The sequence below is a fragment of the Streptomyces sp. NPDC093111 genome (genome assembly GCF_040683955.1).
Taxonomy (GTDB): Bacteria; Actinomycetota; Actinomycetes; order Streptomycetales; family Streptomycetaceae; genus Streptomyces.
In genome coordinates this window covers 355,627-368,190 of sequence record NZ_JBFBNW010000008.1, presented here as the reverse complement: position 1 = coordinate 368,190, position 12,564 = coordinate 355,627, and the positions used below count along the sequence as shown (strand labels likewise).

17 protein-coding genes are annotated in these 12,564 nt (G+C 68.1%); 16 read left to right on the top strand and 1 reads right to left on the bottom strand.

Features of this window, described 5'->3' with window-relative positions:
- Positions 1 to 3: 3 nt before the first annotated feature.
- The 14 genes from rplR to truA all read left to right on the top strand — a co-directional run bounded on the left by rplR (position 4) and on the right by truA (position 9,212).
- Positions 4 to 387 (top strand): 50S ribosomal protein L18, encoded by a 384-nt coding sequence (rplR, locus tag AB0Q96_RS16780; RefSeq protein ID WP_329423214.1) that lies wholly within the window; start codon positions 4 to 6, stop codon positions 385 to 387.
- 45 nt (positions 388 to 432) lie between these two features.
- Positions 433 to 1,035, top strand: a complete 603-nt coding sequence (rpsE, locus tag AB0Q96_RS16775) for a 30S ribosomal protein S5 (protein WP_135332562.1) — start codon at positions 433 to 435, stop codon at positions 1,033 to 1,035.
- A complete protein-coding gene (rpmD, locus tag AB0Q96_RS16770; RefSeq protein WP_005313525.1) occupies positions 1,035 to 1,217 on the top strand; it encodes a 50S ribosomal protein L30 in 183 nt (60 codons plus the stop codon). Before rpsE ends, rpmD begins: the two co-directional genes overlap by 1 nt.
- 1 nt (position 1,218) lies before the next feature.
- The gene (gene rplO, locus AB0Q96_RS16765) at positions 1,219 to 1,674 is read left to right on the top strand and encodes a 50S ribosomal protein L15 (protein WP_365326011.1); all 456 of its coding nucleotides are present in this window, start codon (positions 1,219 to 1,221) and stop codon (positions 1,672 to 1,674) included.
- Positions 1,675 to 1,888: 214 nt separating this feature from the next.
- Positions 1,889 to 3,208, top strand: a complete 1,320-nt coding sequence (gene secY / locus AB0Q96_RS16760) for a preprotein translocase subunit SecY (protein WP_365326009.1) — start codon at positions 1,889 to 1,891, stop codon at positions 3,206 to 3,208.
- A complete protein-coding gene (locus AB0Q96_RS16755; RefSeq protein ID WP_365326007.1) occupies positions 3,208 to 3,855 on the top strand; it encodes an adenylate kinase in 648 nt (215 codons plus the stop codon). The genes secY and AB0Q96_RS16755 overlap by 1 nt, the downstream gene beginning before the upstream one ends.
- A gap of 104 nt (positions 3,856 to 3,959) precedes the next feature.
- Positions 3,960 to 4,811, top strand: a complete 852-nt coding sequence (map, locus tag AB0Q96_RS16750; protein WP_365326005.1) for a type I methionyl aminopeptidase — start codon at positions 3,960 to 3,962, stop codon at positions 4,809 to 4,811.
- Positions 4,812 to 4,984: 173 nt separating this feature from the next.
- Entirely contained in the window at positions 4,985 to 5,206 is a 222-nt protein-coding gene (gene infA / locus AB0Q96_RS16745) for a translation initiation factor IF-1 (RefSeq protein ID WP_003956442.1), read from the top strand.
- A gap of 63 nt (positions 5,207 to 5,269) precedes the next feature.
- Complete coding sequence (gene rpmJ, locus AB0Q96_RS16740; protein WP_003956441.1) at positions 5,270 to 5,383, top strand: 50S ribosomal protein L36; 114 nt, start codon at positions 5,270 to 5,272, stop codon at positions 5,381 to 5,383.
- Positions 5,384 to 5,589: 206 nt separating this feature from the next.
- The gene (gene rpsM / locus AB0Q96_RS16735) at positions 5,590 to 5,970 is read left to right on the top strand and encodes a 30S ribosomal protein S13 (protein WP_030214048.1); all 381 of its coding nucleotides are present in this window, start codon (positions 5,590 to 5,592) and stop codon (positions 5,968 to 5,970) included.
- Between the two features lie 66 nt (positions 5,971 to 6,036).
- The gene (gene rpsK / locus AB0Q96_RS16730) at positions 6,037 to 6,441 is read left to right on the top strand and encodes a 30S ribosomal protein S11 (RefSeq protein ID WP_003956432.1); all 405 of its coding nucleotides are present in this window, start codon (positions 6,037 to 6,039) and stop codon (positions 6,439 to 6,441) included.
- Between the two features lie 140 nt (positions 6,442 to 6,581).
- Complete coding sequence (locus AB0Q96_RS16725) at positions 6,582 to 7,604, top strand: DNA-directed RNA polymerase subunit alpha (protein WP_361166044.1); 1,023 nt, start codon at positions 6,582 to 6,584, stop codon at positions 7,602 to 7,604.
- A 204-nt stretch (positions 7,605 to 7,808) separates the two neighbouring features.
- Positions 7,809 to 8,273, top strand: coding sequence for a 50S ribosomal protein L17 (rplQ, locus tag AB0Q96_RS16720; RefSeq protein ID WP_015035596.1), 465 nt, complete (start codon positions 7,809 to 7,811; stop codon positions 8,271 to 8,273).
- Between the two features lie 81 nt (positions 8,274 to 8,354).
- Complete coding sequence (gene truA / locus AB0Q96_RS16715) at positions 8,355 to 9,212, top strand: tRNA pseudouridine(38-40) synthase TruA (protein WP_365326002.1); 858 nt, start codon at positions 8,355 to 8,357, stop codon at positions 9,210 to 9,212.
- Here the strand turns inward: truA and AB0Q96_RS16710 are convergent.
- Entirely contained in the window at positions 9,183 to 10,178 is a 996-nt protein-coding gene (locus tag AB0Q96_RS16710; protein ID WP_365326000.1) for a hypothetical protein, read from the bottom strand. The genes truA and AB0Q96_RS16710 overlap by 30 nt on opposite strands.
- Positions 10,179 to 10,234: 56 nt before the next feature.
- Between AB0Q96_RS16710 and AB0Q96_RS16705 the strand changes: the two genes are divergently transcribed.
- Positions 10,235 to 11,857 carry an ATP-binding cassette domain-containing protein gene (locus AB0Q96_RS16705; protein WP_365325998.1) on the top strand — a complete coding sequence of 541 codons (1,623 nt, stop codon included), beginning with the start codon at positions 10,235 to 10,237 and terminating at the stop codon, positions 11,855 to 11,857.
- A gap of 226 nt (positions 11,858 to 12,083) precedes the next feature.
- On the top strand, positions 12,084 to 12,527 hold the full coding sequence (gene rplM / locus AB0Q96_RS16700) for a 50S ribosomal protein L13 (RefSeq protein ID WP_365325996.1): 444 nt from the start codon (positions 12,084 to 12,086) through the stop codon (positions 12,525 to 12,527).
- Positions 12,528 to 12,564: the final 37 nt, after the last annotated feature.

Here is a 12,564-nt window from a genome sequence, read left to right as displayed (position 1 = left end):
GCCATGGCATACGGTGTGAAGATCGCCAAGGGCGACGCTTACAAGCGCGCTGCCAAGGCGCGCCGTCACCTGCGCATCCGCAAGCACGTGTCGGGTACGGCGGAGCGTCCGCGCCTCGTCGTGACGCGTTCCAACCGCGGTATCACCGCTCAGGTCATCGACGACCTCAAGGGCCACACCCTTGCGTCCGCGTCGAACCTGGACGCGTCGATCCGTGGCGGCGAGGGTGACAAGTCCGCGCAGGCCAAGCAGGTCGGCGCCCTGGTCGCTGAGCGCGCCAAGGCCGCCGGTGTCGAGACCGTCGTGTTCGACCGTGGTGGCAACAGGTACGCCGGGCGCATTGCCGCTCTGGCTGACGCCGCCCGCGAAGCCGGGCTGAAGTTCTAAGCCCCGGTTCCGGGACTAACGGACGTAACAGAGAGAGGTAATCCAATGGCTGGACCCCAGCGCCGCGGAAGCGGTGCCGGTGGCGGCGAGCGGCGGGACCGGAAGGGCCGCGACGGTGGCGCTGCCGCCGAGAAGACCGCGTACGTTGAGCGCGTTGTCGCGATCAACCGCGTCGCCAAGGTAGTCAAGGGTGGTCGCCGCTTCAGCTTCACCGCGCTGGTCGTGGTGGGCGACGGTGACGGCACCGTGGGTGTCGGTTACGGCAAGGCCAAGGAGGTGCCGGCCGCCATCGCCAAGGGTGTTGAGGAGGCCAAGAAGCACTTCTTCAAGGTCCCCCGTATCCAGGGCACCATCCCGCACCCGATCCAGGGCGAGAAGGCCGCGGGCGTCGTCCTGCTCAAGCCGGCTTCCCCCGGTACCGGCGTTATCGCCGGTGGCCCGGTGCGTGCCGTGCTCGAGTGCGCCGGCGTTCACGACATCCTGTCGAAGTCGCTCGGCTCCGACAACGCGATCAACATCGTGCACGCGACCGTGGCGGCCCTCAAGGGCCTGCAGCGTCCCGAGGAGATCGCGGCTCGCCGTGGTCTGCCCCTCGAGGACGTCGCCCCCGCGGCTCTGCTTCGTGCGCGTGCCGGGGCGGGTGCCTGATGGCCCGCCTCAAGATCACGCAGACGAAGTCGTACATCGGCAGCAAGCAGAACCACCGCGACACGCTGCGTTCGCTCGGGCTCAAGCGCCTGAACGACGTGGTTGTCAAGGAGGACCGCCCCGAGTTCCGCGGCATGGTGCACACCGTCCGCCACCTCGTGACGGTCGAGGAGGTTGACTGACATGGCGGAGACCAACCCGCTGAAGGCCCACAACCTCCGTCCCGCCCCCGGCGCCAAGACCGCGAAGACCCGTGTGGGTCGTGGTGAGGCGTCGAAGGGTAAGACGGCCGGTCGTGGTACCAAGGGCACCAAGGCCCGTTACCAGGTTCCGGAGCGCTTCGAGGGTGGCCAGATGCCCCTCCACATGCGCCTCCCGAAGCTCAAGGGCTTCAAGAACCCGTTCCGCACCGAGTACCAGGTCGTGAACCTGGACAAGCTGGCCGCGCTCTACCCGCAGGGTGGCGAGGTCACGGTGGCCGATCTGGTCGCCAAGGGTGCGGTTCGTAAGAACCAGCTCGTCAAGGTGCTCGGCGCCGGCGAGGTCTCCGTGGCGCTGCAGGTGACGGTCGACGCCGTCTCCGGCTCCGCCAAGGAGAAGATCGCCGCTGCCGGCGGCACTGTCACCGAGCTCGTCTGAGACGACTCGATGGCCTGAACATCCGACCGGGGATGCCTCTCAAAAGGGGCATCCCCGGTTGGTCGTTCCTAGGGGGCCATAGTCGCCGGTAAGGTGGCGTCCACTGTCTAGAGTGCGTGCGGTATGCCCGCGGGTTTCTCCGGACGGATTCATATTCGTCGAACCTCAAGACCGTCACCTCTGACGCACGCGCGCGGGGGTCGCAGGAGGCACCGTGCTCACCGCGTTCGCCCGGGCGTTCAAGACGCCCGACCTGCGCAAGAAGCTGCTCTTCACGCTGGGCATCATCGTGCTGTACCGCCTCGGGGCACACATCCCCGTGCCGGGCGTCAGCTACGAGGCCGTGCAGCAGTGTGTGGACCAGGCGAAGCAGGGCAACAACAGCCTGTTCGGCCTGGTCAACATGTTCAGTGGCGGGGCGCTGCTGCAGATCACCATCTTCGCGCTCGGCATCATGCCGTACATCACGGCGAGCATCATCCTGCAGCTGCTGACCGTCGTCATCCCGCGCCTGGAAGCCCTCAAGAAGGAGGGGCAGTCCGGCACCGCCAAGATCACGCAGTACACGCGTTATCTGACGGTCGCCCTCGCCATCCTCCAGGGCACCGGCCTCGTCGCCACCGCTCGGACGGGCGCGCTCTTCAGCGGCTGCTCCGTCGCGAACCAGGTGGTCCCCGACCAGTCGATCTTCACTACCGCCACCATGGTCATCACGATGACCGCCGGCACCGGTGTGGTCATGTGGCTCGGTGAGCTCATCACCGACCGCGGCATCGGCAACGGCATGTCCATCCTGATGTTCATCTCGATCGCCGCCGGCTTCCCCGGTGCCCTCTGGGCCATCAAGGAGAGCGGCAAGCTCGCCAAGGGCTGGATCGAGTTCGGCACCGTCATCATCATCGGCTTCGTCATGGTCGCCCTCGTCGTCTTCGTCGAGCAGGCCCAGCGCCGCATCCCGGTGCAGTACGCGAAGCGCATGATCGGCCGGAGGTCGTACGGCGGTACGTCCACGTACATCCCGCTCAAGGTGAACCAGGCAGGTGTGATTCCTGTCATCTTCGCCTCGTCGCTGCTCTACATCCCGGCGCTGGTCGCGCAGTTCTCGAACTCGACCGCCGGGTGGAAGACCTGGATCGAAGCCCACTTCGTCAAGGGTGACCACCCCTACTACATCGCCGCGTACTTCCTCCTGATCGTGTTCTTCGCCTTCTTCTACGTGGCGATCTCGTTCAACCCCGAGGAAGTTGCCGACAACATGAAGAAGTATGGTGGCTTCATCCCGGGTATCCGGGCCGGTCGTCCTACTGCCGAGTACCTGAGCTACGTGCTCAACAGGATCACTTGGCCGGGCTCGCTGTATCTGGGTCTGATCGCTCTTGTGCCGACGATGGCGTTGGCAGGCTTCGGTGGCGCCAATGCCAACTTCCCGTTCGGCGGGACGAGCATCCTCATCATCGTGGGTGTGGGTCTTGAGACCGTGAAGCAGATCGAGAGCCAGCTCCAGCAGCGCAATTACGAAGGGTTCCTCCGCTGATGCGAATCGTCCTCGTCGGACCGCCCGGGGCCGGCAAGGGAACGCAGGCCGCGTTCCTTGCCAAGAACCTGGACATCCCGCACATCTCCACGGGTGACCTGTTCCGTGCCAACATCTCGCAGGGCACCGAGCTGGGCCTGAAGGCGAAGGCGTTCATGGACGCCGGTGACCTCGTCCCGGACGAGGTGACCATCGGGATGGCCAAGGACCGCATGGAGCAGGCCGACGCCGTCAACGGCTTCCTGCTCGACGGGTTCCCGCGCAACGTGGCCCAGGCCGAGGCTCTGGACGCTGTCCTGAAGGCCGAGGACATGCAGCTGGACGCGGTCCTGGACCTGGAGGTCCCCGAGGACGAGGTCGTGAAGCGGATCGCGGGTCGCCGCATCTGCCGCAACGACTCTTCGCACGTGTTCCACGTGTCGTACAACGCGCCGAAGGCCGAGGGCGTCTGCGACGCCTGCGGCGGCGAGCTGTACCAGCGCGACGACGACTCCGAGGAGACCGTCCGCCGGCGCCTGGAGGTCTACCACACGCAGACCGAGCCGATCATCGACTACTACCGGGCGCAGAACCTGGTCGTGACGATCTCCGCGCTCGGCAAGGTGGACGACGTCACGGCGCGGGCGATGGACGCGCTGAAGAAGTAACCCACGGTTCGTGCGATACGGCCGCGGTGCCCTTCCGGGGTGCCGCGGCCGTATCGTTGTTCTGTCCCGTACACGCAGTACTCGCAAGGAAGGCCCCCGTCACGATGGTGCAGATCAAGACCCCCGAGCAGATCGCGAAGATGCGCGAGGCGGGACTGGTCGTCGCGGCCATCCACGCGGCCACCCGTGAGGCGGCGGTGCCCGGCGCGACCACCCGGGACCTGGACGAGGTCGCCCGCAAGGTGATCGCCGACCATGGCGCCAAGTCGAACTTCCTCGGGTACGGCGGCTTCCCCGCCACGATCTGTACCTCGGTCAACGAGGTCGTCGTCCACGGCATCCCCGACGAGAAGACCGTCCTGAAGGACGGGGACATCATCTCGATCGACGCTGGCGCGATCATCGACGGCTGGCACGGCGACGCGGCCTACACGGCCTTCGTGGGCACCGGGCACGCGCCCGAGCTGGTCGAGCTCTCCCGGGTGACCGAGGAGTCGATGTGGGCCGGTATCGCGGCCATGAAGCTGGGCAACCGGCTCGTGGACATCTCGAAGGCCATCGAGACGTACATCAAGCGCCAGCCGCGGCCGGCCGTCGGTGACCACAGCCTCGGCCGCTACGGGATCATCGAGGACTACGGCGGCCACGGCATCGGCACCGAGATGCACATGGACCCGCACCTGCTGAACTACGTCGCCCGCAAGCGCGGCAAGGGCCCGAAGCTGGTCCCCGGCCTCTGCCTGGCGATCGAGCCGATGGTCTCGCTCGGCACCCCGCGGACCGAGGTCCTCTCCGACGACTGGACGGTCATCACGACCGACGGCACCTGGTCCTCGCACTGGGAGCACTCGATCGCCCTGACCGAGGAGGGGCCTCTGGTCCTGACCGCGGTCGACGGCGGCAAGGCCAAGCTGGCGGAGCTGGGTGTCGTCGCGGCGCCCGATCCGCTGGCGTAGCAAGGGCGGGGGCGCTTTGTGCGTCCCTGCGTAACGATCTTCTGCGGTGGGCAGACTTCCCGGATTCGTCTTTTGGAAGGCCCTGACGTAGACTGATGCGTCGGCTCTCGTGTACCCGTGTGTCCGCACCCGGAGCGAGAGTCGATCAAGGTAGCCGATTCGAAAGGCGAAGCGTGGCCAAGAAGCAAGGTGCCATCGAAATCGAGGGCACCGTGATCGAGTCCCTCCCGAACGCCATGTTCAAGGTGGAGCTCCAGAACGGTCACAAGGTCCTCGCGCACATCTCCGGCAAGATGCGGATGCACTACATCCGAATCCTCCCGGACGACCGGGTCGTCGTGGAGCTCTCTCCGTACGACCTGACGCGTGGCCGGATCGTCTACCGGTACAAGTAGATCTTGCCCGCACCCGCGCGTCTGCGCGGGTCGTGAGCACTGACCCGGAGAACCTCACATCCCATGAAGGTCAAGCCGAGCGTCAAGAAGATCTGCGACAAGTGCAAGGTGATCCGCCGCCACGGCCGGGTCATGGTCATCTGCGACAACCTGCGCCACAAGCAGCGCCAGGGCTGACGCACGCCGACCGACCTGCATTTCGCAGTCTTCGCGCGACGCATAGCAACACGTACATACGCAGAGCCCGTCGGGCCGTGATCGCACGGTTGACGACACCTCCGGCGGGGGCCGGGGACCCGGTTCGTACCACTTCCCTGGAAACAGGGCGGTCGGCGATCGGGAGCGGTTCTGCAGCAGACCCCCGAGAACACAGGAGCCATTGAATGGCACGCGTTTCCGGTGTTGACATCCCGCGCGAAAAGCGCGTGGTGGTCGCACTCACCTACGTCTTCGGCATCGGGCGTACCCGGTCCGAGGAGATTCTCGCCGCGACCGGCGTGAACCCGTCCACCCGTGTCCGCGAGCTTGCCGAGGAAGACCTCGTCAAGATCCGCGAGTACGTGGACGCCAACCTCCAGACCGAGGGTGACCTCCGTCGCGAGATCGCCGCCGACATCCGCCGCAAGGTCGAGATCGGCTGCTACCAGGGTCTGCGCCACCGTCGTGGCCTGCCCGTCCGCGGCCAGCGCACCAGCACGAACGCTCGTACCCGCAAGGGCCCGCGTCGCGCCATCGCCGGCAAGAAGAAGCCGGGCAAGAAGTAGTCCTCAGCGGACGCTTGACCAAGCGGTCTTCGCTGTAGGACCGACCACCTCCCGTAGGAGTAAGAGATGCCCCCCAAGGGTCGTCAGGGCGCTGCCAAGAAGGTGCGCCGCAAGGAAAAGAAGAACGTCGCTCACGGGCACGCCCACATCAAGAGCACGTTCAACAACACGATCGTCTCGATCACGGACCCCTCGGGCAACGTGATCTCCTGGGCCTCCGCCGGCCACGTCGGCTTCAAGGGCTCGCGCAAGTCCACCCCCTTCGCCGCGCAGATGGCCGCCGAGTCGGCCGCCCGCCGCGCGCAGGAGCACGGCATGCGCAAGGTCGACGTCTTCGTCAAGGGTCCCGGCTCCGGCCGTGAGACCGCGATCCGCTCCCTCCAGGCCACCGGCCTCGAGGTCGGCTCGATCCAGGACGTCACCCCCACCCCGCACAACGGCTGCCGTCCGCCGAAGCGCCGCCGCGTCTGACGCAGCGACGCCTGTGCGTCTTTGAGTGTCCGGGCGGTACGACCCCGTAAAGGGGACGTGCCGCCCGTACCCTTGGCTGTACCTCGCAGTACCTGTCGGACGTCAAATAGTGGGCGTCCACAAACGAAGGAAACGAAGACATGCTTATCGCTCAGCGTCCTTCGCTGACCGAAGAGGTCGTCGACGAGTTCCGCTCCCGGTTCGTCATCGAGCCGCTGGAGCCGGGCTTCGGCTACACCCTCGGCAACTCTCTCCGCCGCACCCTCCTCTCGTCGATCCCCGGCGCTGCTGTCACCAGCATCCGTGTCGACGGTGTCCTGCACGAGTTCACCACCGTGCCGGGCGTCAAGGAGGACGTCACCGACCTCATCCTGAACATCAAGCAGCTGGTCGTCTCCTCGGAGCACGACGAGCCGGTCGTGATGTACCTGCGCAAGCAGGGTCCGGGTCTGGTCACCGCCGCCGACATCGCGCCCCCGGCCGGTGTCGAGGTGCACAACGCCGACCTCGTCCTCGCCACGCTCAACGGCAAGGGCAAGCTGGAGATGGAGCTGACCGTCGAGCGCGGTCGCGGCTACGTCTCCTCCGTGCAGAACAAGCAGGTGGGCCAGGAGATCGGTCGCATCCCGATCGACTCCATCTACTCGCCGGTGCTGAAGGTCACGTACAAGGTCGAGGCGACCCGTGTCGAGCAGCGCACCGACTTCGACAAGCTGATCGTCGACGTCGAGACCAAGCAGGCCATGCGCCCGCGCGACGCCATGGCGTCCGCCGGCAAGACCCTGGTCGAGCTGTTCGGTCTGGCGCGCGAGCTCAACATCGACGCCGAGGGCATCGACATGGGCCCGTCCCCCACGGACGCCGCCCTGGCCGCCGACCTCGCGCTGCCGATCGAGGAGCTCGAGCTCACCGTTCGTTCGTACAACTGCCTCAAGCGCGAGGGCATCCACTCCGTGGGTGAGCTCGTGGCGCGTTCCGAGGCCGACCTGCTCGACATCCGCAACTTCGGTGCGAAGTCGATCGACGAGGTCAAGGCGAAGCTGGCCGGCATGGGCCTGGCCCTCAAGGACAGCCCGCCCGGATTCGACCCGACCGCCGCCGCCGACGCCTTCGGCGCCGACGACGACGCGGACGCGGGCTTCGTCGAGACCGAGCAGTACTAAGAGCTCGGACCTCACGGTCCGTACCCGGGCGCGGGTGCGCTGTGCTTGATCGCGCCCACACGGCGGAGCCGTAGATCGACTCCGCCCCGCGCCCCTTCCGGGGCGCCCCTTCGGGGCGTCTCCGGATCTCCGACGGGTGACCGCCCGCTCGGACACTGACCCCGGTACCTCATACGGCCAGGGCAGACACCAAGGAGAATCACCATGCCGCGTCCCGCGAAGGGTGCCCGCCTCGGCGGTTCCGCCGCTCACGAGAAGCTGCTGCTCGCCAACCTGGCGAAGTCGCTGTTCGAGCACGGCCGCATCACGACGACCGAGGCCAAGGCCCGTCGCCTGCGTCCCGTCGCCGAGCGCCTCATCACCAAGGCGAAGAAGGGCGACATCCACAACCGTCGCCTGGTGCTGCAGACGATCACCGACAAGGGCATCGTCCACACCCTCTTCACCGAGATCGCCCCGCGCTACTCGGAGCGTCCGGGTGGTTACACCCGTATCACCAAGATCGGCAACCGTCGTGGCGACAACGCCCCGATGGCCGTGATCGAGCTGGTCGAGGGCGAGATCGCCAAGAAGGCGACCGTCGCCGAGGCCGAGGCCGCCACCGTGCGCGCCGTCAAGGAGGCCGACGCGGCCGCCGAGGCTCCGGCCGAGGAGTCGAAGGACGCGTAAGCGTCTTCCGGCATTTCTCGTGGACGGGTCCGCACCCCTTGGGGTGCGGGCCCGTTCCCGTGTGTTTGAGAGGATTTCCGCGTGAGCGATGACGTACAGCCCGGTTTCGTACGGGTACGGCTGGACCTTTCGTACGACGGCAAGGACTTCTCCGGCTGGGCCAAGCAGGCCCAGGGGCGGCGCACCGTGCAGGGCGACATCGAGGACGCCCTGAGGACGGTCACCCGCTCCCAGGAGACGTACGAGCTCACCGTCGCCGGCCGCACCGACTCGGGTGTGCACGCCCGGGGCCAGGTCGCCCACGTCGATCTGCCCGTCGCGCTGTGGGAGGAGCACCACGACAAGCTGCTGCGGCGGCTCGCGGGGCGCCTCTCGCACGATGTGCGGGTGTGGAGGGTGTCCGAGGCCCCGGAGGGCTTCAACGCGCGTTTCTCGGCGATCTGGCGCCGCTACGCCTACCGCGTCACCGACAACCCCGGCGGCGTCGACCCGCTGCTGCGCGGGCACGTCCTGTGGCACGACTGGGCCCTCGACATGGACGCCATGAACGCCGCCGCCGAGCGGCTCGTCGGCGAGCACGACTTCGCCGCCTACTGCAAGCGGCGGGAGGGCGCCACCACCATCCGCACGCTCCAGGAGCTGCGCTGGGAGCAGCGCCCGGACGGGGTGCTGGAGGCCACGGTGAAGGCCGACGCCTTCTGCCACAACATGGTCCGCTCGCTGGTCGGCGCGCTGCTCTTCGTGGGCGACGGGCACCGGCCGGTGGAGTGGCCCGGCAAGGTGCTCGCCGCGGGCGTGCGGGACTCGGCCGTGCACGTCGTACGGCCGCACGGCCTCACCCTCGAAGAGGTCGGCTACCCGGCCGACGACCAGCTCGCCGCCCGCAACAAGGAGGCGCGCAACAAGCGCTCACTCCCCGGGAGCGCCGGCTGCTGCTGAGGCCTGGGCGCGGCCCCGGGCGTAGATCTGGTTGAAGGTGAAGGTGCCGAGGTCGTCGGCGGCCTGGAAGACCGGCTTGTCGCCGGTGGTGACCTTCTTGCCGCTGGTGAAGCCGGTCTGGGTGAGGTAGACGTACCGGCCGACCGCGTTGGTGCGGCGCAGGCAGACGGTCTGGTGGCAGAAGTCGCCGACGCCGGAGCCGGTGAGCGGCGCGATGCCGCCGCTCGCCTGCTTCTTCGCCTTGAGCGCCTGGTCGTCGGTGGGGAAGACGGCGACGCCGACGGTGACGGCGACGCCGTCCCGCACGTACGTGGCGCGGATCACCCGGGTGCAGCCGTTGGCCTTCAGGACGGAGCCGAGTCGGCCCTGGGTGACGGCCGCGCAGTTCGTCGTCGAGGCGGTCGCGCCCTTCTGGTACGGGCGCCCGCTCATGGTCAGCTTCTTGCCCGGGAAGAGGCCCTCGGCGCTCAGCGGCGCCTTGTCCTTCTTCGCGTCGTCGAGGAAGTCCATCGGGTTCGGCGGGGGCAGCGGGGCGACCGAGGAGAAGGTCGGCGCGGGGCCGGCGGAGTGGCTGGGGGCGGCGGAGCCGGTCGCGGTGATCGGCCTGTTCGTGGCCTCGTTGTTCTTCTTGTTGGTCAGGACCACGGAGGTGGCGACGACCGCGCCCACGGCGACCACGGCGAGGGCGCCGCCGCCTATCAGCAGGCCGCGCCTGCGCTTGTTACGGGCGGCCGAGGCGTCGGCGAGGGCGCCCCAGTCCGGGGTGTGGCCCTGCTGGGCCCCCGGGAAGGGATTCGGCTGCTGCGGCACCTGCTGCGGCACCTGCTGGGGCTGCGGGCCCGGCTGCCAGGGCCCCTGGGCGCCCCCCTGCGGCCCGTTCTGCCACGCCTGCGGCGGCGGCTGCTGTCCGTACGGCTGCTGCTGTTCCGGGCCCTGCTGCGGCCACTGTGGTCCCCCGAAGCTCATGCCGCGCATCCTAATCCGCTTGGGATCGGACGGGTGGGGCGGTGACAATGCCCCTCATGGGACATGTCGAGGCCGCGCATCTGGAGTACTACCTTCCGGACGGGAGGGTCCTGCTCGGGGACGCCTCCTTCCGGGTCGGAGAGGGCGCCGTCGTCGCCCTGGTCGGGGCCAACGGCGCCGGCAAGACGACCTTGCTGAGGATGATCGCCGGCGAGCTCCAGCCGCACGGCGGCACCGTCACCGTGAGCGGCGGGCTCGGCGTCATGCCGCAGTTCGTGGGCTCCGTGCGGGACGAGTCCACCGTCCGTGACCTGCTGGTCTCGGTGGCGCCCGCGCGCATCAAGGCCGCCGCGAAGGCGGTCGACGAGGCCGAGCACCGGATCATGACCGTCGACGACGAGGCCGCGCAGATGGCGTACGCGCAGGCCCTCAGCGACTGGGCCGAGGTCCACGGCTACGAGTTCGAGACCCTCTGGGACATCTGCACGACGGCCGCGATGGGCGTCCCGTACGACAAGGCGCAGTTCCGCCAGGTGCGCACGCTCAGCGGCGGCGAGCAGAAGCGGCTGGTCCTGGAGTACCTGCTGCGCGGCAACGACGAGGTGCTGCTGCTCGACGAGCCGGACAACTATCTGGACGTCCCCGGCAAGCGCTGGCTGGAGGAGCGGCTGCGGGAGACCCGCAAGACCGTGCTCTTCATCTCCCACGACCGGGAGCTGCTCTCCCGGGGCGCGCAGAAGATCGTGGCCGTCGAGCCGGGCCCGGCCGGGTCCGACGTGTGGGTGCACGGCGGTGGCTTCGACACCTTCCACGAGGCGCGGCGGGAGCGGTTCGCCCGCTTCGAGGAGCTCAAGCGGCGCTGGGAGGAGAAGCACGCCCAGCTGAAGAAGCTGGTGGTCAACCTGCGGCAGGCGGCCGCGGTCAGCCACGAGATGGCCTCGCGCTACGCGGCCGCGCAGACCCGGCTGAGGAAGTTCGAGGAGGCCGGCCCGCCGCCGGAGCCGCCGCGCGAGCAGGACATCCGGATGCGGCTGCGCGGCGGACGCACCGGCGTGCGGGCCTTCACGGCGGAGAACCTGGAGCTCACCGGCCTGATGAAGCCGTTCTCGCTGGAGGTCTTCTACGGGGAGCGGGTCGCGGTCCTGGGCTCGAACGGCTCCGGCAAGTCGCACTTCCTGCGGCTGCTGGCCGGCGACCCCTCGGTGGCCCACACGGGGACGTGGAAGCTGGGCGCGCGGGTCGTGCCCGGGCACTTCGCGCAGACCCACGCCCACCCGGAGCTCTTCGGCCGCCCGCTCGTCGACATCCTGTGGTCGGAGCACGCCAAGGACCGCGGCGCGGCGATGTCGATGCTGCGCCGCTACGAGCTGGAGGGCCAGGGCGACCAGCCCTTCGACAAGCTCTCCGGCGGTCAGCAGGCCCGTTTCCAGATCCTTCTCCTGGAGCTGGCCGGCACCACGGCCCTGCTCCTGGACGAGCCGACGGACAACCTGGACCTGGAGTCGGCGGAGGCCCTGCAGGACGGGCTGGAGTCGTACGACGGGACGGTGCTGGCGGTGACCCACGACCGGTGGTTCGCGAAGAGCTTCGACCGGTTCCTGGTGTTCGGCTCCGACGGCGTGGTGCGCGAGACGACGGAGCCGGTGTGGGACGAGCGCCGGGTCGACCGGGCGCGGTGACCTGGGGTCCCGCCGCGTTTTGACCCGTCGGGGGTCGCGCGGGTACCGTTGCGCTTTGTTGTGCGTATTGGCTTCGTCGTTCTCACGCGAAGGGCCGCTACGCAGGTTCCCTGGAGCAGTTACCAGTGGCTCGCATACGGGCGGTGTCCCGGCAGTGCAGGCCCCAGCTGCATGATCGCTTCAGGTGTGTCTGGACTCCATCCACTGAAGAAGCGAAGGCTACGAAGTGCGTACGTTTAGCCCCAAGCCCGGCGATGTCACTCGCCAGTGGCACATCATCGACGCGCAGGACATCGTCCTGGGCCGTCTGGCGACCACGGCTGCGAACCTCCTGCGAGGCAAGCACAAGCCGGTCTACGCCCCCCACATGGACATGGGCGACTTCGTCATCATCATCAACGCCGACAAGGTTCACCTGTCCGGCAACAAGAAGACCCAGAAGCTGGCGTACCGCCACTCCGGCTACCCGGGTGGTCTGCGCTCCGTCCGCTACGACGAGCTGCTGGCCAAGAACCCCGAGAAGGCCGTCGAGAAGGCCATCAAGGGCATGATCCCCAAGAACACCCTGGGCCGTCAGATGCTCTCGAAGCTGAAGGTCTACGCGGGCGAGAACCACCCGCACGCTGCCCAGCAGCCGGTCCCGTTCGAGATCACCCAGGTCGCGCAGTAGTTCCGGCCACACCCCCTAAGAACGAAAGAAATCTGAG